This window comes from Streptomyces niveiscabiei (assembly GCF_001419795.1).
Classification (GTDB): domain Bacteria; phylum Actinomycetota; class Actinomycetes; order Streptomycetales; family Streptomycetaceae; genus Streptomyces; species Streptomyces niveiscabiei.
In genome coordinates, this window is the sequence record NZ_LIRL01000152.1 from 25,728 (window position 1) to 45,293 (window position 19,566).

General features: G+C 65.8%; 15 protein-coding genes and 1 pseudogene. 6 read left to right on the top strand and 10 right to left on the bottom strand.

The genetic code is table 11. From position 1 onward, the window contains the following. Positions 1–36: 36 nt before the first annotated feature. Entirely contained in the window at positions 37–1,308 is a 1,272-nt protein-coding gene (locus AOK24_RS08275) for an MFS transporter (RefSeq protein ID WP_055719395.1), read from the top strand. Positions 1,309–1,658: 350 nt separating this feature from the next. On the opposite strand, the gene AOK24_RS08280 is transcribed toward AOK24_RS08275, so the two are convergent. Genes AOK24_RS08280 through AOK24_RS08290 form a run of 3 tightly spaced genes read right to left on the bottom strand, consistent with a single transcriptional unit; the run spans position 1,659 to position 5,319 of the window. Then, the gene (locus AOK24_RS08280; RefSeq protein WP_055719429.1) at positions 1,659–3,422 is read right to left on the bottom strand and encodes an IucA/IucC family protein; all 1,764 of its coding nucleotides are present in this window, start codon (positions 3,420–3,422) and stop codon (positions 1,659–1,661) included. 11 nt (positions 3,423–3,433) lie between these two features. Further along, positions 3,434–4,015: a GNAT family N-acetyltransferase gene (locus AOK24_RS08285; protein ID WP_055719396.1), complete on the bottom strand. Its 582-nt coding sequence runs from the start codon at positions 4,013–4,015 to the stop codon at positions 3,434–3,436. After that, positions 4,012–5,319: a lysine N(6)-hydroxylase/L-ornithine N(5)-oxygenase family protein gene (locus tag AOK24_RS08290; RefSeq protein ID WP_055719430.1), complete on the bottom strand. Its 1,308-nt coding sequence runs from the start codon at positions 5,317–5,319 to the stop codon at positions 4,012–4,014. Before AOK24_RS08290 ends, AOK24_RS08285 begins: the two co-directional genes overlap by 4 nt. An 894-nt stretch (positions 5,320–6,213) precedes the next feature. Here AOK24_RS08290 and AOK24_RS50360 point away from each other — a divergent pair. Continuing rightward, entirely contained in the window at positions 6,214–6,714 is a 501-nt protein-coding gene (locus AOK24_RS50360) for a hypothetical protein (RefSeq protein ID WP_055719398.1), read from the top strand. Here AOK24_RS50360 and AOK24_RS08305 read toward each other — a convergent pair. From AOK24_RS08305 to AOK24_RS08325, 5 genes are all read right to left on the bottom strand, one after another. Then, positions 6,668–7,861, bottom strand: a complete 1,194-nt coding sequence (locus tag AOK24_RS08305; protein ID WP_055719399.1) for a DegT/DnrJ/EryC1/StrS family aminotransferase — start codon at positions 7,859–7,861, stop codon at positions 6,668–6,670. The genes AOK24_RS50360 and AOK24_RS08305 overlap by 47 nt on opposite strands. A gap of 206 nt (positions 7,862–8,067) precedes the next feature. Beyond that, entirely contained in the window at positions 8,068–9,762 is a 1,695-nt protein-coding gene (locus AOK24_RS08310) for a carbamoyltransferase family protein (protein WP_055719400.1), read from the bottom strand. A 41-nt stretch (positions 9,763–9,803) separates the two neighbouring features. Further along, the gene (locus AOK24_RS08315; protein ID WP_055719401.1) at positions 9,804–10,547 is read right to left on the bottom strand and encodes an FkbM family methyltransferase; all 744 of its coding nucleotides are present in this window, start codon (positions 10,545–10,547) and stop codon (positions 9,804–9,806) included. Between the two features lie 19 nt (positions 10,548–10,566). Next, complete coding sequence (locus AOK24_RS08320) at positions 10,567–10,818, bottom strand: phosphopantetheine-binding protein (protein WP_055719402.1); 252 nt, start codon at positions 10,816–10,818, stop codon at positions 10,567–10,569. Between the two features lie 118 nt (positions 10,819–10,936). Then, positions 10,937–12,094 (bottom strand): aromatic ring-hydroxylating oxygenase subunit alpha, encoded by a 1,158-nt coding sequence (locus AOK24_RS08325; RefSeq protein ID WP_055719431.1) that lies wholly within the window; start codon positions 12,092–12,094, stop codon positions 10,937–10,939. Between the two features lie 357 nt (positions 12,095–12,451). On the opposite strand from AOK24_RS08325, the gene AOK24_RS08330 reads away from it, so the two are divergent. Continuing rightward, on the top strand, positions 12,452–13,603 hold the full coding sequence (locus tag AOK24_RS08330; RefSeq protein ID WP_240553736.1) for a radical SAM protein: 1,152 nt from the start codon (positions 12,452–12,454) through the stop codon (positions 13,601–13,603). Then, positions 13,603–13,984, top strand: a pseudogene (locus tag AOK24_RS52660) (IS701 family transposase); the annotation flags it as partial. The gene AOK24_RS08330 and the pseudogene AOK24_RS52660, both read left to right, overlap by 1 nt. Before the next feature lie 27 nt (positions 13,985–14,011). On the opposite strand, the gene AOK24_RS08340 reads toward AOK24_RS52660, so the two are convergent. Beyond that, positions 14,012–14,779 (bottom strand): IS5/IS1182 family transposase, encoded by a 768-nt coding sequence (locus AOK24_RS08340; RefSeq protein ID WP_055719405.1) that lies wholly within the window; start codon positions 14,777–14,779, stop codon positions 14,012–14,014. Positions 14,780–15,285: 506 nt separating this feature from the next. Here AOK24_RS08340 and AOK24_RS08345 point away from each other — a divergent pair. After that, entirely contained in the window at positions 15,286–17,328 is a 2,043-nt protein-coding gene (locus AOK24_RS08345; protein ID WP_055719406.1) for a penicillin acylase family protein, read from the top strand. Positions 17,329–17,416: 88 nt separating this feature from the next. Next, complete coding sequence (locus AOK24_RS08350) at positions 17,417–19,027, top strand: pyridoxal phosphate-dependent decarboxylase family protein (protein WP_079056725.1); 1,611 nt, start codon at positions 17,417–17,419, stop codon at positions 19,025–19,027. Here AOK24_RS08350 and AOK24_RS48370 read toward each other — a convergent pair. Next, complete coding sequence (locus AOK24_RS48370) at positions 19,016–19,297, bottom strand: hypothetical protein (protein ID WP_159051821.1); 282 nt, start codon at positions 19,295–19,297, stop codon at positions 19,016–19,018. The two genes, AOK24_RS08350 and AOK24_RS48370, sit on opposite strands and share 12 nt — an antisense overlap. Between the last annotated feature and the right edge of the window lie 269 nt (positions 19,298–19,566).

A 19,566-nucleotide genomic window follows, 5' to 3' on the forward strand; every position in this document is an offset into this window, starting at 1 on the left:
CCCCTTGTCGGAGAGGGTGGACGTGTGGGAGATGGTATGACAGTGCAAATACCCTTGGGCCTCCTTAGGCAGCGCAACCTCCGATTGCTCTTCGCCGCCGAGGCCGGATCGGTTCTGGGCAGCAGCATGATGCCCATCGCCCTGTCGTTCGCGGTGCTGGACAGCGGTGGCGGCTCGAGTGGCGTGGGACTGGTGCTCGGCGCGCAGACCGCGCCACTCATCGTGTTCCTCCTGGCCGGCGGCGTGTTGGCTGACCGGTGGGGACGCCGGATCACCATGATCGGTAGCGACCTGATTCGCGCGGTGATCGAGATCGTCGTCGTCGCGCTCCTCCTTACGACCGGCCTGCCGGTCATCGGATTCGTGGCCTTCGCCGTGGCGCTCGCCGTGGCCTCGGCCTTCTTCCGGCCCGCCTCCTACGGGATCATCCCGGAACTGGTTTCCGGCAAGCTTCTCCAAGAGGCCAACGCGCTGCGCTCCACGATCAACTCGGTGGGTTCGCTGGTCGGTCCCGCGGTCGGTGGTGTGCTGGTCGGGTTCGCCGGTTCCACGTGGGCGATCACCATCGACGCACTCACCTTTCTGCTGAGCGCATGGCTGCTGTCCAGGCTGCGCGTCCCGCCGCCGGTCAGTGCCGCTGACAGGGGGAAGGAGTCCTTCTGGCGACAACTGCGGCAGGGCTGGCATGAGTTCAGTTCCCGCACCTGGCTGTGGTCGCTGCTGGTGTACACCTCCTTGGCGTGCACCGTTGTCCTGGGGCCCGTAATGGTGCTCGGCATTACGCTCGTCGGCGGCCGTGAGCACGGAGCATCCCAGTGGGGCATCGTCATGGCGGCCGAAGGCGCCGGAGCGATCCTAGGAGGGCTCGCGGGCATACGCCTGGAGTTCCGTCGTCCGCTGTTGGTGTCCGTCTTCTGCACCTTCGGGCTCGGTGCGTTCGCAGCCGTGCTTGCCCTGAGGGCGCCGGTGTACGTGTTGGTCGTGGGGTCCTTGCTGTTCGGAGCCGGGTTCACCTTGCTGCACATTCTGTGGACCAGCAGCTTGCAGGCGGACGTTCCCGCCGATGTACGTTCGCGGGTCAGCGCATACGACGGCGTGGCCACCGTGTTGTCCATCACGGTGGGGTACTGGTGGGCGGCACCGGTGGGCGCGTGGGTCGGAGCCGAGGCGCTTCTGTGGTTCGGCGTGGGGTGGACCGTACTCAGCGCCGTCGCGATGCTCGCCATCCCGGACATCCGTCGGCCGTGGCCACGCTCGGAGTCCACCGCGTCAGCTGAGCACAGTGGGCAGACAGCGAGCGTCCAGTAGGGCATGACCGATTGAGCAGTGCCGCTCAACTCCGCGGCAGATGACAACACGTCAGCAGAACGAGGCCCCGGGGACACGAAGACACCCCAGTCGCTTTCGCCTCTCCTTTCCGACGCGTTACACCAGCCAGGCAGAGATCCGTGAGCCCGGTGTCCACGTAACAGCAGGGAGTGCCGAAACGATTGCCGGTGCTTCGCACCCCGGTTTCGTACGGTGACCGGAAGCAGCGCACTGGTGCCCAAGAGAGCGGCACCGGCCTGAACCTCTATCGAGTCGTCCGCGAAACGCGGTTGCTCCTCGCGCTCTGGACCGGTGCCTGCCTCAATCGCTGGGCGGAGCTCCGTTCTCGTCTACGAAACCACGATGGGGTTACGGAGGGTCCCGGCAACCTGCACGCTGCTTGAGGGGTCCGCCAGGTCCACCATCTGCCGGTTGTTGCGGAGCTGGAGCCGGTTGTGGCAGGACAGCGGGAACTCCCGCGCAAACAAGTCGTACTTGCGGAACTGGTCACGGAGCCCGGGCGCTGTCGCCTGGTAGTCGGCGACGCACTCGGTGACCAGCTGCCAGAACTCCCGTTCCTCCATCACGCCTTCAGTGTCGAGGATCGCCGAGAGGAAGCGGAAGAACCCGTCGAAGACGTCGGTGAAGATCGGCAGGATCTTGTGTTCCTCGGGCAGGTTGACCCGGATGCGTTCGACCTCAGGAGGCAACGGCATCTCCTGGTCCATCACGATGACCTCTTCCGCGATGTCCTTGAAGACTGCCCGGGAGACGACTCCTTGCGCGTCGAGGACGAGGATCACGTTCTCGCCATGCGGCATGAAAGCCAGTTCATAGGCGTAGTAGCAGTGCAGCAGCGGTGTGAGATAGGCGCGCAGATATTGTCGCAGCCAGGTAGCGGGGTCCATGCCCGACCGGCGGATGAGCGCGCCCACGACTGACTTTCCCTGGTGGTCCACATGCAGCAGCGAAGCCATGGTCGCCAGGCGCTCGCCGTGCTTGAGCGACGGGACGGGACTTTCGCGCCACAGCGCTGCGAGCATCTTGCGGTAAGGCGAGGTCCGATCGGTGGCGGATTCGTACTCCAGGTGCCGATAGCCAACGGCCGCCAGCTCACGGATGATGGTGAGTCCGGTCGAGCGCAGGATCTCGTCCTTCTCGATGAGATCGGCGACCCAGTCATTGATGGCGGGAGTGGCCGCCATATACGCGGCGGAAAGGCCCCGCATAAAACCCATGTTGATGACGGACAGAGACGTCTTCACATAGTGCTTGGCTGGGTTCGTGATGTTGAAAAACGTGCGGATGGACTGCTGGGCGAGGTATTCGTCATCGCTCTCGCCGAGGTGGACGAGGTGCCCACGGGCCAGTTCCGCGGCGAAGGTGACACACAGTATGTTCGTCCACTGCCAGGGGTGGACGGGTATGAATAGGTATTCATGCGGATCGAGGCCGCGTTCGCGCAGCACAGAGCGGAAGCGGCCTACGGTGCTGTCGCCGAGCTCGCCGCGCAGCAGCAACTCGTAGTCCACACCGGCCCCGGCGGTGAACGCGGCACGTGAGCGGTGAGCCGCGAGCCAGACCAGGCGGACAGGGGACCCGGCCTCCGGCGCGTAGGCGACGTAATCGTCCGAGCCGAAGCCGAGACGGCCGTTGTTGGCCACGAAACAGGGATGCCCTTCGGACATTCCAGTCTCGATGGCTTGGAAATCGGCCGAGGCCAATTGGTCGGCACTTTGAATGGTCCGTGATGCCTTGTAGCAACTGCTCGCGAGAGTGGAGGAGATCTCCTCGAGGTACACCGGAAGAACCTGGTCGCTCAGCCCCAGCGTCACACGTAGATCGATAAAGAACTCCAGTGGATCCAGGGGGAGTTCTGAGTCGAGGAGGGAGTCGTGACGGACGATGGAGGAGGTATCGACGTCCCAGTGGTTCAGCGCCAGTACGCGCGCTTTGTACCGGTAGGAGATGTGCCCGTCGTCGCTGTTGACGCGGTAGTGCCCGTCACCGAGTTCCTCGGGGGCGAGGAGGCGCTCATGGGCGAACTCCGAGAGCGCCTTGCGTATGAGTGAGCGGCCGGCTACGGCCCAGGCCTCGGGGGTCAGGTGGCGCATGGGCGTCTTCTTCACGCTCGTACTCCTTGAGTCGCGGAGAACTGCGCGCGTGTGCAGCAGCTCAGCAGCGCGCGCTTCTCCGGCTTGTCGATCTCATACTCCGGCACGAATCCGACGGTCGCGTTGAGGGCATGTACCGCTGTGTTCCGTACATCGGGCTCGACGACGACTCGGCGGGTCGTCGGAGTGGCGAACAGGAACTCCATCACCGTACGGATGACCGCCCGGGTGAATCCAGGAATGCGGGTGTCGGTCGGGGCGCACAGGAAGTGCATGCCGACATCGCCCGCTACGGCCGGGTACAGCCCTTTGAGCTCGATCTCGGCGGGGTCGTACCGCTCGGCCAGGAATGCGGGCTCCCCTTGATGCAGTCCGATGAAGACCTCGTGGTGAGGTGAGGCCGCGATGGCCGAATACTCGCGTACAACGTCCTGCAGTGAGGCGTCCTGCATCATCCAGAACCTGGCTTTGGGATGGGTCACCCAGCGGTGCAGCAAGGGGCCGTCGGCCACGGGATCGAAGGCACGTAGAGAGAACTGGCCCAGGGCCGGGTCAGTGGCCGTGAAGAGGATCTCGGAAGAGTGCTCGGTCATGCCACGGTGCCTTCCGGTGCTCCGAACTCCTGGAAGGAGGTGCGCTTCTCCACCGGGTAGTACTCGAAGCCGAGGAGTTCGCTGATGATGCAGGAGTTCCGGTACGGGCCCATGCCAAGGTCCGGGCTTGTGACGCTGTGGGTGTGGACGGCAGCGTTCTGGAGGAAGATCTCGCTCCCCGCGACATCGATCGAGTAGTTGCGGCCCACATCGAAGCGGCCATGACGGTCCCATTTGATGCGGTCGCGCACCGGATCGAGGAAAGCGGGCGGTTCATACTCATAGCCGGTGGCGAGGATCAGGCCCTCGGTCTGAATGCCGAAGTCCCGGCGCTGTTCCTCCTGGTGCAGGCCAAGGGTGTAGGTGCCGTTGGACGGATCGAACGTCGCTGTGCGCAGGCTGGTGTTGGTGAACAGCTGAGTGAGGACTGGGCCTTGAACGCTTTTCTCGTACAAGAGATCGAAAATAGCGTTGATGAGGTCGGAGTCGATCCCCTTGAAAAGGCTCTTCTGTGAGGACTCCAGCCGGTAGCGGGTCTCCTCGGGAAGGGCATGGAAGTAGTCGGCGTACTCCGGGGAGGTCATCTCAAGCGTGAGCTTGGTGTACTCCAGAGGGAAGAACCGGGGTGAGCGAGTGATCCAGTTCAACTGGTAGCCGTGCACATCGATTTCGGCCAGCAGGTCCTGGTAGATCTCCGCCGCGCTCTGTCCGCTTCCCACCAGCGTGATGGACTTCTTCCGCTGAATGTCACGCTTTCCGTACAGATAGCGGGAGCTGTGGAGGAAGTTGCCGTCCAAATTCTGGCAGGCCGCGGGGACATGGGGCGGAGTGCCCGTGCCCAGGACGACTCGCAGTGCCCGGTACGAGTTCCCCTGAGTAGTGGTGATCGTGTAATGGCCGTCCGCGTGGGTGATGCTCTCCACCCTGGAGTTGAAACGCACATTGGTCAGTCGCGCGGAGGCCCAGCGGCAGTAGTTGTTGTACTCGACGCGAAGCGGATAGAAATTCTCGCGTATGTAGAACGAGTAGAGTCGCCCGGACTCCTTCAGATAATTGAGGAAGGAGTACGGCGATGTGGGATCGGCAAGGCTCACCAGGTCGGCCATGAATGGGGTCTGGAGATGCGCACCGTCCAGGAACATCCCGGGGTGCCATGAGAAATCCGGCTTGGCATCCAGGAAAACCGCACTCAGTTCCTCGATCGGCTCGACCAGGCAGGCGAGCCCCAAGTTGAAAGGACCCAGGCCGATCCCGACAACGTCGTAGATCTCATCAGGCTCGGTCAAATGACTCTCCCTCGGCATACTGGTGTGGGCAGGGTACATACGGTCATCACAGCGATGTCGGTCCGTCGTCGCCCCGGGCACACTTCCAGTGCCCGTAGGCACGTCGCAGCGGCCTTCCTCGATCGCGTCGGCGGAACGAGTCGGGTTTTTGTGCTGGAAAGGGCAGACAACCTTTTCGCCGTGCCAGGACGAACAGGAGGTACCGCCAGCCGCAGCAGCGGGCCGGAAACCTCCAGTTCGACGAGCACGACCGGCGTGCTCCTGAAAGCGCAACTCTACGCTCTCGGTATACAAGGGCGTCTGGCAGGGCGCTGCGACGAGTGGTCGACGCGCTGCTTGATCTCGCGCACGCCGACCGTGCGGGACGGCGGCATCTGTGCCACCCGGAGTGCCTCGCTCTGCTGGCTGGAGGGCCTGAGAGATGAGGCCGACCAATATCCGGACGGGCGGATCCCCGGTGATCTGCGCACGTTCGCCATCGGCGGGTAGTGACCCTCGTGGTGTGCCCGGCTCGGAGTCGGCAGACGGTTTCGGCGAGGCACGCTCTGTCGGGGACGCTACCGAGGAACGCGGCTCATCGAGCAGCGGTATCCCGGAATCGGTCACCAGCGAGTGGGCCGGCGCGAGACGAAACGCCCCGGCCCTCAGCACCGGTACGCGACGCGCAGTCCGTGCGCCTGTGAGCACTCATGGTTCTGTTTCTGGGGTGTTGTTGGTGTGTGAGCGATCTGGTGGGGGACGCGCGGTATTTGTCGCCGTCGGTGCTGGAGGCGCTGCGGCTGCGGCTGCGGCTGCGGCTGCGGCTGACCGGGCCCGGGGTGGGCACGTACCTGAAGTAGTGGGGGCTGTCCTTCCGGCGTCCGGACAAGCGGGTCGTGCGCCGTTGGCACGAGGAGACCTGGCCGGCGATCCGTGCGAAGGGGGAAGAAGGACGGGGGCGAGGTCCTGTTCGCCGGCCAGGCCGGCATCCGCTCCGACCAGGTCACCGGCCGGGCCCGGGGGAGACAAGGGGGGAAGACTCCCGTCGTGCGGCGGACCGGCAACCGGTTGTCGGTGAACGCGATGTCCGCGATCAGCGCCAAGGGCCGGACGCACTTCGTCGTCTTCCCCGAGAGCTTCACCGCCGACGTGATGTGCCGCTTCCCCGAACGGCTCGCCGCCCACCTCGACGACGTCGAACCGCACTTCCTGCCCCCCGGTACTCGCCGCGGAGACCCGCCGCTCCTTCCGCAGACGCCGGCGCCGGCCGCACATCGTCCGCGGCCATGTCGGGTACGTCGGCAACAAGTTCGGCGCGGGGGCGGGCAGGCCATCGAGTATCCGATGATTTCGCGTGTGGCCAGGTCGAGCCGGCTCGCCTCTCTGATCACCCTCCCGCTGCGGCCTCGCGCAGGGCCTCGACCAGGTGGCTGACATCGTCGTCCGTCATCGTGGCACCGAGGCTGACGGTCACGGACCGGCCGAGGATCGCCTCGCTGGTACGCAGCCTGCCGTTGGCGTCCCATTCGGTGCCCCAGGCCGTGCGCCCGGCACGGACGGCTGGGTTCTGGTGCACCAGCCGCCCCTGGTACAGCGTGCCTGCGGGGATACCCGCGGCCGTGAGACTGGTGACGACGCGGCGGGCTGCCAGACGGTTCTCCAACAGCAGCGTGATGTCGCCGCCGCTGCCGTCCTCGTCGGGCAGACGGCGCCATTCGAGGTCCAGGTCCGACAGCTGCTCGCGGACGTGCCGGGCGATGTCGCGCAGCCGTGTCAGCATGGGGGCGAGCCGCTCCAGCTGCACGGACAGCACGGCGCCCGCGATCTCGGTCATGCGCAGGTTGGCGCCGAGGAACGTGCTGCCCCTCGCTTCCCGTTCGGCCCCGTGCGAGGTGGTGAACTGGCCGCCCTGGTCCTGGTAACACACGACCCGGTCAAAGATTTCAGGGTCGCCGGTGATGACCGCCCCGCCCTCTCCGGCGGTGATGTTCTTCTCCAGCTGGAAGCTGAACGCTCCCGCGTCGCCGATCGTGCCGACCGGACGGCCCCGATACGTCACGCCGCACGCCTGGGCGGCATCCTCCAGGACGCGCAGACCGTGTTTGCGCGCGACCTCCAGGATCGGGTCCATGTCCGCTGCCGCGTTGCTCAGATGGACCGGCATGACCGCGAAGGTGCGCTCGTTGACAAGGTGTTCAAAGGCCGTCGGGTCCAGGGTCAGCGACTCATCGATGTCCGCGAAGACGGGAATGCCCCGTGCGGCCACCACGGCGTTGACACAGCCGATGAAAGTGGCGGAGGGCACGATCACCTCGGCGCCGGCGGGTATCCCCATACCGATGAGGGCGCAGGTCAGCGCGGCGGTACCGGAGGACAGCCCGACGGCGTGCGGCGAGTGGTGGAAGGCAGCGAAGCTCTCCTCGAACCGCTCGACGCGTCGTTGGAAGGCCGGCCCGTAGTAGCGGAAGAGGGAGCGGCTCTCCAGAACTTCCAGTGCTGCCTGCTTCTCGTCCTGGCCCCACAACGCCAGCCCTCGCGAGGGCTCATAGCGCGGGCGCACGGGAAGGGTGATCGACGTCATGAAGACTGTTTCTCCGGTTGAGGACGGAATGAGACGGACGGCGCGGGGCGAGGTGCCGGGGTGGTCAGGCCCGCCCCGGGCCAGCCGGCAGGCATGTGCCTGCCGGAAGGTACCAGGCGTCCACGACAGCCGGGATGTCCTTGGCGGCACGGAACGTCCATACCGTTGCGCTCCGGTGTCGAGTGACAACACCACCGTGACTTCGCTCAGTTGGCAGAGCCGCTCTGCAGAGCTGAGTCCAGGTCCTCGACGGAGTGCGCCACCAGGTAGTCCTCGATGATCAGGTGGTCGAGGCGGCTGCCACCGTAGAAGTCAAGGGCCTGCTCGGGCGTCTCCACGATCGGGGCACCCCGGTCGTTGAACGAGGTGTTGAGCACGACCGGCACCCCGGTCAGTCCGTGGAAATGCTCGATGAGCTCCCGGTACCTGCCGTTGTCGGCGCGGGTCACGGTCTGTACCCGTGCCGTGCCGTCCACGTGGACGATGGCCGGGACCTCCTGCTGCTTGTCTGGCCGGACCGGCGCGACGATGAGCATGTAGGGCGACTCGATGTCGAGGTCGAAGTACTCCGATGCGTGCTCCCGGAGCACGGCCGGCGCGAACGGCCGGAACTCCTCCCGGTGCTTCACCCGCATGTTGATGATGTCCTTCATCTCCGCGCGCCGCGGGTCGGCCAGGATGCTCCGGTGTCCCAGGGCACGCGGTCCGAACTCCGACCCGCCGGTGAACCAGCCCAGCAGCGCGCCCCCGGAGAGAAGCTCCGCACCGGTTTCCGCAGGCTTTTCGATCTTGCGGTAAGGCAGGCCGGAGGCGTCGAGGGCGGTACGGATCTCGGCGTCGCTGTACGAACGGCCCAGGTAGGCGTGCCGCTGCGCGGTGCGCGCGGGCTCCTTGCGCGGCTGTTCCCCGATGACGTGGTAGCCGTAGTACGCGTTGCCCACCGCGCAGCCGCCGTCGCCGGCGGCAGGCTGGACGAAGACGTTCTCGAAGGGCGTCTCGCGGAGAATACGGCCGTTGGCCACGCAGTTGAGCGCGACGCCGCCGGCCAGACACAGGTCGGTGAGGCCGGTGTCCGCGTGCAACTGGCGGGCCACGTGCAGCAGGACCTCTTCCAGTGTGTCCTGCGCGGCGTACGCCAGGTCGGCGCCACGGGCGAAGCGCTCCTCGCCCTCGTAGCCGTCGAGGGCGTGCTCGATGAAGTCGAGGAGCCCGCCGTTCTTCAGGTGCAGCTCGAAGCGACCATCGGGCAGAAGAGTCACGTACTTGCGGAACGTCTCGCAGTAGCGCGGGCCGCCATACGGTGCCAGTCCCATGGTCTTGCCGTCCTCCGACAAGTACCAGTGACGGTCCTCGTACAGGACGAAGCCGATGGCTCTGCTGACTGCCTTGTACATGTAACCGAGGGAGTGGTCGCTGTCCCCGGCCTGGTAGACCTGGAGCGCGCTGAGGCCGTCGGTGGACCAGTTCGTCCCGTATACCTTGCTCAGCTCGGTGATGGCGGTGCCGTCACCGATGGCGGTGGTGAGGGTCTCGACACCCTTGCCCTCGAGAAGGCTTCCCGCCCCGTCGACGACAAGGATCGCTGCCCGCTCGAATGGTGAGGGGTAGAACGCACTTGCCGCGTGCGCCATGTGGTGGTTGATCAGATGTATTCGCTTACGGAAGGGGAAGTAAGCGGGCGCCAGCAGGGTGTTGTCGGCGACGATCACGTCCACGTCGGCCAATTTGCGTTCAACCATGTCCAGGCAGTACCGCCAGGACTGATTGAAGAGTGAGTTGACGCCGACCGAGTACTTGACTCGGCGGACTCTCTCCTCCTCGATGCCCGCGGCGATCCTGCCGTCGGATACCAGGCACGCTGAAAAGTCGTGGTTGGAACCGCCGAGACCAAGCGTCAGCATGTTTTCATACCCCCTCTCCGGGTACCGATAGGAACCCGGCCTCACGCCTGCACGGCGTGAATAAGATAGTTAAGACCGTCACCATCGGACATGGGCGGCACTCGAACGGCGGGCTTCATGCCCATCTCCTCGAGCAACACACAGAGTTCCGCGACCCGGCCGTTGATGTCCTGCACGTCGATGAACACATTGCGGAGCAGCGGGAACAGTGACCTGTCGATGCCCCGCAGGATGGCCAGCTCGGACCCCACCGCGTCGATCTTCAGCAGATCGACCGGGCGTCCTCCGGCGAGGTACTGGGACAGCCGGTCGACCCGCACCGACACCTCGCGCCCTTGGAACATTCGCTCCACGACGCGGGGCGGGAAGCTCTTGGAGAGCACACCTTTCAGCCGCTCCTGGTCATGGGGAAACAGCGTGGAACTGCTCGGGAGGAGCGGGTAGTAGGTGAAGGTGACCTCGTCCCGTTCCTCACCGCCCAGCGCCAACTCGTGCACCTCAACGTCGGAAAGGCCGAACTTCGCGACGTTCGCATGCAGAGCCGAGACCAGCTCGGGCAGCGGTTCGAAAGCGACGACGTGGGCTTGCGGACAGCGTGTCTTGACGAAGAGGGTGAACAGACCGATGTTCGCGCCGACATCGACCACGAACGGCTCCTCGCCGAGGGAGACATCGGCGTACGTGCCGTGCTCGAAGATCTCCTGGTAGAGAAAACGCGCGTCCAGCGGGCTGGCCGCGTGAACGGAGAAGCCTGCTGCCACCTCCGTCGCCTTCAGCACTGTCATCGCGTCGATAGTCCCGCGCTCAGACGAGCCGTTCGGCGACATAGTCGACGAGCCGCTCTTCGGAGGTCAGCGTTTCTTCAGTGAGGTCCTCGTCCTCGAACGTCACACCGAAGTGCTCTTCAAGGAGGAGGAGGAACTCCAGGGCGTCCAGCGAAGTAAAGCCGTATGCCTCGAGGAAGTTTGTGCTGTTCTCATTCACGGTACGACCGCTGGAGGCCGCGAACTCCTTGGCGATCTGGTGTATCTCCTGCTGAACTTCCTTGTGCTGCATTGCTGACCTTCCGTCATTTGATTGGGTGGCAGATCTAGTGGCCGTGCGGAACACTGCCCACTCGATCTCTGATGAACAGAGTGTGGACTACGCAGAGTTGCCGGGAAATCAGACTCGGCTAACCTTCTTCGTGCTCGGCGAGTACACGCTTCAGCCAACGGTGGTGGTGCTGAAGCGCCAGCTCATTGCGGCCGAATACGAAGTGCGTATTCGCTCCGGATGCGAACGCCGACTGGACATCGGCACCGATACGGTAGTCCTCCTCGAAAACACCCCGTCGGACGAGCTCGCTGAACTCCTCGGCGAACTTGCGCGCCTCCTCCGTCCTGGGGGGAACGCGCGTCATCACCGTCTGCACAGTTCGGCTCGTGTCGGGAGTGGGGCCGGGGAAGATCTGAGACAGCACCGCGTAGTCGTCCCAGGTCCCGGCGAGCGAGACATTCGGGAAGAGAGTGTAAACCGTGCCGCAGTGCGGAGCGGGATCCCACTCCTCCTCCGGTACACCGCGCAGCGATTTGATCGACTTGGCGGGGTAGAGGATGCGCTGGTGCGGTCCGAAGTCGTCCACGACCATCAGGTTCGAGGTGTTCGTCGGGGCGAAGGTCGCCCGGTGCAGCGCCTGTACGTGATAGCTCTCGAGGTAGCCGTCGAGCGCCACCTTCCAGCCGGGGCCCGACGTCTCGTGCCGCTCGTACACGTGCCAGTCGGCGAGGTCCAGTTGCTCCAGCTCCCGCTCGTACTCACCGAGCCAGCTCTCCAGGTCGAGCGGCTCCTCGCCGGTCAGCCGGACCCAGACGATCCCGTGCCGTTCCTCGGCAGCCAGCGGTCGCAGCCCGAACTCGGCGGTGTCGATCTCGCCGAACGTGGCGGGCTTGTGAACTGCGACGAGATCGCCGCGGTCGTCGTACACCCACGCGTGATAGGGGCAGCGGAAACGGTGCCGCGTGCCGGTACCCACGGGGCACAGCTGCGCGCCTCGGTGGCGGCAGACATTGAGGAACGCGCGGACGAAACCGTCCGTGCCCCGGGATATCAGCACCGGGACACCCATGACGTCCATGGCCTTGAAGGACCTCGGCCCCGGAAGCTCGACGGACAGTGCGAGCGCCAGAGGCACCCGCTTGAAGACCAGGTCGATCTCTCTCTGCCACAAGTCCGCGTCGACATAGTCCTCGACGGGAATGCGCATCACGTCAGGCGCCTGGTCCGTAGTGCCGGCCTCAAGGTGTGTCAGAGCGCGCTTCGCGAGCGCTACGGACTGGGTGCGTTGGATCACTCGGACATGGTCGCACAGCACATCCGTGCATGTCAGCATGCCTGTTCTCCCCATCGAGGGGAGACAATCGCACGCTCGAGACCTCAATGGTCCAGCGTGGCTCGTCGCGCACGACTCGTGCGAACAGGATCTGATGCGGTTGATCGAAGACGCCGACTTGCTGCCGTCGGTTCGGCCTTCGCCAGCGGGTACCAAGCACTCGTCGTCCGCGTCAGGGCGTCAGGAAGCCCGCTGGTGCACGGGGTTGACCAGCGGATAAGGTCGCTGCGCGGTGTCGCGTGACTCCAACACGTGTCAACGCGTGATGCAGGGCATGTGTACCAGAAATCCAAGCTACCGCAACTACCAAGGAATTAAATGCGTCTCAAGGAACAGTTTCGTGCCGCAATGACGACGGCCGTGTCCGAAGGCGGGCGACTGCCATTCCTTGTGAACGACATGGTAATTGAAGAGCAGTTGTGTCAGATGCGCTGCTCCTACTGCCTCACCGAGGAATTCAACCTCCTCATGGACGTGCCGGACGCGCGGCTGCGGATCACCACCGACCGGAGCCAGGACTGGCTCGAGATACTGGACCTCTACCACGAGCACGTGGACGCGCCCATCCTGCGGTTGTCCGGCGGCGAGTTCTTCTGGCTGAAGGGCTCCACCGAATTCGTGCAGGAGGCCAGCAAGCGTTACGAGACGGTCCAGGTTATTACCAACGGTGTTTTCCTCAATGAGCGGCGCATCGAGGCCCTCGCCTCGATGGGGAACGTCCAGCTGAACATCTCGCTGGACGGCCACACCCTGGAGCTCAATCGCCACCGTCTGCCGCCGAAGCAGGCCAAGCTGCACGACGTGATCATGCGCAACCTCGGCGCGGCGGCCGAGGCCGGGTTGCAGATCGACATCCAGTCCGTGCTCACCGACGCCAACTATCACGGGCAGCTGGAGTTCGCGGAGTACCTGCGCGCCCGCTATGCGGGGCGCACAACCCTCTACTTCTTCCCCGTGCGCGGCGACACCGCCGAGCGGATGGGCCCCCCTCCTGGTGACCACCTGATGCCGCTGGTGGACCGGTACGACGAGTTCGCCTCGGTGCTGCCGCCGCGGGCGTACGTCGAGCACATGGCCACGCAGCTGCAGACCAATGTGCGGACGCTGGGCTGCTTCGTGCCCGCGACCATGGCCCAGCTGTTCGGTCAGGGCGACGTGTCCGCCTGCCCACACGCCTGGGTCAAGCCGATGGGTAATTTGGTCGGCGACCGACGCCTGCTGCTGGACCAGTACGGCTCCCACCAGCACTACGACCTGTTCATGCATGACAGGCCGCGGTTCGGCTTCTGCAAGACGTGCGCCACGCCGTCGGACGTGATCAACCTGTACTTCCTCGACCGGCTCACGCTTGAGGAGATCGGATCGACGCACCTCTACTCAGGGCCGAAGTCCCAGGCACGGCTGCAGGAGCTCAAGGAGCGCTTCCGTCCGACTCTGTGCGGCGCAACCGCGGAAGTCGCAGGACCTTAGTGGGCGTCTCGACCACGACCACCGCCCAGCCCGAGGACGCACGGCCGCACACTGCCGACTGCAGCGGCCGGGGCCGACGCCCGGTTGCGGCCTACCCCAAGCCGGCCCAGCAGGTGAAGAGCCTGGTCATCGCGGCCGGGCAGTGGCCGCAGCGGGCACAAGCGCATGTACTCGCGCTTCGCGGCCCTGCGGATCCGGCCCGCCGGACGTGAGATCCGCAAGGCCACCGCCAGTGCGGAGCTGCTGGTGCGTCGGTTGCCGGCCGAATGGCCCGTCACCGAGAACGAGCCCGTGCAGTTCTGGCTCTCCAACCTGCCCGAGAACACGCCATTGCCCGTCCTGGTCCGCACTGTGAAGCTCCGCTGGCGCATCGAGAACGACTAGAGGTTGTCCCGTATGGGGCGTGGGTTACCCGGTGAGAGCCAGGTTGTGGAGCCGGGCGGTGCCCAGCATGGCCTGGTGAACTCCGTGTCCCTTGAGTCGGCAGTCCCGCAGGATTTTCCAGTTCTTCGACCGCGACAGGGCGTGTTCCACCCGGGCTCGCGCCCTGCGGTGGACGGCGTTCTCCGCCTCCTGGTGTGGGCTGAGGCGCTTCTGACCTCGTCGTTTGCGGTGCGGGACGAGCAGGCCGGTGCCCTGGTATCCGCCGTCGGCGATGGTCGGTGCGCCGCGGCAGGTCCGGTCGACGCCGGACCCGGTGAATGCCCGGCAGTCGTTGCGGCTGCCGGGCAGCGGAAGGCCGATCGCCGCCACCAGACGGCTGTTGGCGTCGATGACGACCTGCAGGTTCGTCGAGCAGCGGTAGTTCTTGCTGGAGGCGGCGACGCTGCGGTCGCGGGTGGGCACCAGAGTGCCGTCGACGATGTAGACGGTGTCTTTGCGCGGCCGGCGGGCCGGCGAGGTGGCCGGCAGGGGCGCCAGGTGGTCGAGGACGCGGTCGGCCGCGGACTTCGAGACCCCGAACAGCGGCGCCACTTGCCGCAAGGTGAGGTTCGTGCGCCAGTACGTCGCCACCAGCAACACCCGGTCCTCCAGCGGCAGCCGCCAGGGACGGCCGCGCCGAACGTCACCACCACGACGCCGCACCAGAGCCACCAGCCTGGTGAACTGCGCCTCGGTCAGCCCGGAGAACGGCTCGATCCACTTCGGATCATCCGCTGAGATCACCCCACCCATACCCAGCCAACGCACCAACTGCCCCACCAGTTACGGGACAACCTCTACCGTGAGATGAAACAGGCCCTGGGCCTGGCCCACTTCGAGGGCCGCACCTGGCCGGGCTGGTGCAGCGACTGACCCGCTCCCCAAAAGAGACGGCGTCGGCCTGGGCCTCTACCGAGTCGTGCGCGAAGTTCAGTTACACCAACCTGGCCAAGCCCTACCAGCTCGTCGGTGGGCACCACGCGGAGCGGGGGAGACGGCGAATCCGCATGGTGCCCTGGCAATGAAGGTGGTTTGGTTGCCGAGGTGTGACCAAGCTAGGTTGACCGTGAGGTAGGCGGAAAGCAGCAGGGATCAGTGCCAACCGGGGCTCAGCAGAGCTGTATGAGCGCGATGGACCGTTTACGGAGCGGGCATTGAGACCGGGTTCGCCCCGGCGTGAGGCAGGGCACACATCCCCTACGCCTCTCTTGCTCGGAATGCTTTAGCATGTCCCCCATTCGGAGCAGGAAAGGCTAGGCGTGAGCAGCGAAGTTTTCCGGGACGCGTGGGGGATTCCTCATCTACGCGCCGACAGTTTTCTGGAACTCGCTTTCGCGCAGGGCCAGAACGCCGCCGTAGACCGAGGGTGGCAGATCGAGGTCGGACGGCATCGCTTCCAGGGCACGACGGCCGCTGCCTTCGGGGCCGACGCGCTCGAGTGGGACATCTTCGCGCGACGGGCCAGACTGGTGGATACCGCCAAACGCTGCTTCGACGCCCTGCGGCCAGAGACGCAGGCCTGGATCGAAGCATATGTGGACGGCGTGAACTCCGGTCTGCAAGAGGGAGCAATACACGGGGCGGTTCAGTTCGACGAGGTCGGACTGCGTCCCGGGCGCTGGGAGCGCTGGACGCCATTGGGTATCTGGCTCTCCACTCATATCCTGTTCACCGGCTTCCCGACCAAGCTGTGGCGAGGGGAAGTCGCCCGCTCTCTGGGCCTCGAGAACATCGGGCTGCTGGCCGCGGCCGGTACCGACACCGCGGGCAGTAACGGCTGGCTGGTGGCCGGTGACCGCACACTCTCGGGGCTGCCGATTCTCGCGGGCGACCCGCACCGCGTCATTGAGGTCCCTGGGGTGTACCAGCAGATCCGTCTCGCATGCCCCGAGTTCGACGTCGTGGGCTTCGCTGTGCCCGGCGTTCCGGGCACTCCGCACTTCGGCCACACCGGTCATGCGGCCTGGTCCATCACCAATGCCATGGCCGACTGCCAGGACCTCTATCGAGAACGGCTCAGGCGTGGCGCTCAGGGAGTGGAGGCGCTGGGGCCGGATGGCTGGGAGCCGGCCGAGGCACAGGTCGAGATCGTGAGCGTGGCGGGTGGTGAGCCCGTCGAGATCGAGGTCGTCGAGACCGCGCGCGGCCCCGTCGTGGTCGGTGGTCCGGATGACGCGGAGGCCGTGAGCCTGAGGTACGCGCCGAGGGCGGGCGGTGACGCGGGCTTCGACGCGTTGCCCGCACTGCTGCGAGCAACCTGCGTCGCCGACGTGGACGCCGCGCTCGAGTACTGGGTCGATCCCGTCAATGTCGTGCAGGCCGCAGACACCGCCGGCGCAGTGCTGCACCGGGTCGCAGGTCGCGTTCCCGAGCGGGCTCAGGACAATGTTCTCCGACCCGTCCCGGCGTGGGAGCGGGGTCACGAGTGGCGGGGCTGGCGCTCACCGCCTCGCGCGGACGTCGACGGTGTGTCGGTGATGGCCAATGAGCGTGGCGTGGCGGCACCACTCGGAGTGGAGTTCGCACCGTCCTATCGGGCGGACCGCATCCGCGCCCTCCTGGGCGAGGGAAAGAGCTGGACCGCCGACGACATGGCGGCTATCCATGTCGACACCTACGCGGGTTCGGCCGCGCCACTGCTGGATGTGCTGGGCGAACTCACGGGACTCGAAGAACCAGCCCTGGGAGTACGGGACAGACTGCTGCGGTGGGACCGTCGAATGACAGCCGACAGCACGGAGGCGACTCTCTTCGCGAGAGTCAGGTCCGCGGCTGTCCGGCGACTGGCGGCTCAACCGGAGCTGGCTGCGCTTGCCGAACCCGCCCCGTACCCGGGCGTCTTCCTTCCGTGGCTCTTCCTCGTCCCCCGTGTCGCGGCTGGCCTCGACAACTTCCTGGCTGGGAAAGCGCCCTTCGTTGTGGACCGGACAGCCCTTGTGCGAGCCGCCCTCGAAGAAGCCGCCTCCGGCCCCGAACCGGAGCCTTGGGGGCAGATACACCGGTTCTCCCCGTGGGCGATGCTGGCGCGCGACAAGGAGGCGGTCTCCTGGCCGGGGTTGGCTGGTGACTCCGAGTGCGTCCTGTCCACCACCCGTATCGCCGACGTCGAGGGTCACCTCGTACGCGGCCCCGCTGCGCGTTACGTCTGGGATCTCGCAGACCGTCAGAACAGCAAGTGGATCGTTCCGCTCGGGGCCTCAGGTGCCGTCGGCCCGCATCACCATGACCAACTGCCGTTGTGGGCGCGAGGTGAGCTGGCTCCGGTGATCACGGACTGGGACAGGTTGAAGAAGGAGAGCTGAACCCGTTGGCCGGGACACCCGCGCCGGTCGCCTCGGCGCCGGACAGGGCACACGCCAGATCCAAGTGACTGACCGGAAGAAAGCACCCATGAACCCCCTCCTGCAGCAGTCCGAACCGTTCCCGTTGCCGCCTCCGGCACCAGGCGTCTCACGGCCGTACGCGCAGCTCCTCAACCAGGCGGCCGCGGAAGATTACCGGAACGCGGTCGTGGAAGGGGTCGAACGAGTCGCGACCAGGCTCCAGGAGGTGGAACGGCCCTTCACCGGCATCTCTCCCGCTGAGCTGGAGCCGGACATCGCGGCCATCGACTTGGAGCAGCCGCTCGGGGATCTGGCCGAGGTACTCGACGAGGTGGAGGACATATACCTCCGGGACGCCGTCTACTTCCACCATCCGCGTTACCTCGCTCATCTCAACTGCCCGGTCGTGATACCCGCAGTGGTCGGGGAGGCGGTCCTGTCCGCAGTCAACTCCTCGCTGGACACCTGGGACCAGAGCGCCGGCGCCACCCTCATCGAGCGGCGTCTGATCGACTGGGCCGCCGGAAGGGTCGGTTTCGGCCCTCTTGCGGACGGCGTGTTCACCAGCGGAGGCACACAGTCCAACCTCCAAGCGTTGATGATGGCGCGGGACGAGGCCTGCCGCCAGGTGCGGGAAGCCTCCACAGAACCCCTGCGCGACGTGGAGGTGCTGCCCCGGCTGCGTATCCTGACATCGGAGTGCGGCCATTTTTCCGTCGTCAAGGCGGCGGCATTGCTCGGACTGGGCCGTGAGGCCGTTGTCACCGTCGCATGTGATGGTGACATGCGTATGCGGCCAGAGGCGCTGGCCGCGGAGCTTGAGCGGTGCGCTCAGGAGCAACTGGTCCCCGCAGCAGTGGTGGCGACGGCGGGAACGACCGACTTCGGCTCCATCGACCCTCTTCCAGCCATCGCCGGGCTGTGCGAGCGGTGGGGCGTCTGGCTGCATGTCGACGCCGCGTACGGTTGTGGACTCCTCGTATCCGGCAGGCGCCGCCACCTTCTCGAGGGTGTGGAACGAGCGAACTCGGTGACGGTCGATTTCCACAAGTCCCTCTTCCAGCCCGTCAGTTCCAGCGCGGTACTTGTCCGCGACCGGGAGATGCTCCGGTACGCCACGTTGCACGCCGACTACCTCAACCCCGCGCACCGTCTTGAGGAGCGCATTCCTAACCAGGTGGACAAGTCCATTCAGACGACGCGCCGTTTCGATGCGCTCAAGCTGTGGATGACGCTTCGGGTCATGGGGGCCGAGGGCATCGGAGAGCTGTTCGACGAGGTCGTGGACCGCGCGGACCATGCCTGGAGGCTCATGGCGAGGGACCAACGGTTCGACGTTGTGACCCGGCCTACGCTCAGCACGCTGGTCTTTCGCTACGAGCCGCGGAGCGAAGCCGGCCCCGAGGCGGTGGACCGGGCCAATCTGTACGCACGGGAGATGCTTTCCTCCGCAGGCGTGGCCGTGATCGCCGCGACTGTCGTCAAGGGCCGTCACCACCTCAAGTTCACTTTGCTCAATCCGGAAACATCCATAGCGGATATTGCGTACGTACTGGAACTCATCGCCGTGTACGCGGAGAAGTACCTCGCCGGCACGGCGGATGGAGCTCCATCTCGCCTGGCATCGAACGTCCGCGATCGGGGTGCCTTCGAAGAAGCCCAGGAGCTACGCGCCTGATCGACGAGCCGCGGTGCTGGGGGCAGCTCCGGCCGGCCAAGCTCCTTGCGGCACTGGAACACCATGGCCGACGTCTTCCTGACCGGCACCCGCACACCGGGTGCCCAGATCGATCTTCGTGTCGCCGTTCTCCTTCACGATTTCCTGAACGCCGAGTTCGGGGTTGGTGAAGGCGCGGGCGCAACCCCCCGAGTCCTTGCCGCGGAGTACGAGTGTGGCGGACACGTCGGCCTCGGCGGCGAAATGGGTGGTCTCGTAGACGTCGGTCACGTCAGGGTGAGGATCTGCCGACCGGAGGCCACGCTCCAGCCCGCAACTGCCAGGACCACCACACCGGTCAGTGCCGCCGGCCGGCCCGACAACGCACGGTTCGCACCCTGGAACACATAGCCCAGCGCCGTGGACAGCGGGGCCGTTCCCACCGTCGTCGACACTGTGCCGTCACGGGCAGGGTCATGCTGGGCGACCGCACCCGCCAGTGGGCCCCTGGTACGGAGAAGGGCGACGGCATGCGTCGTTACTCCTGTTCTGCGGCAACA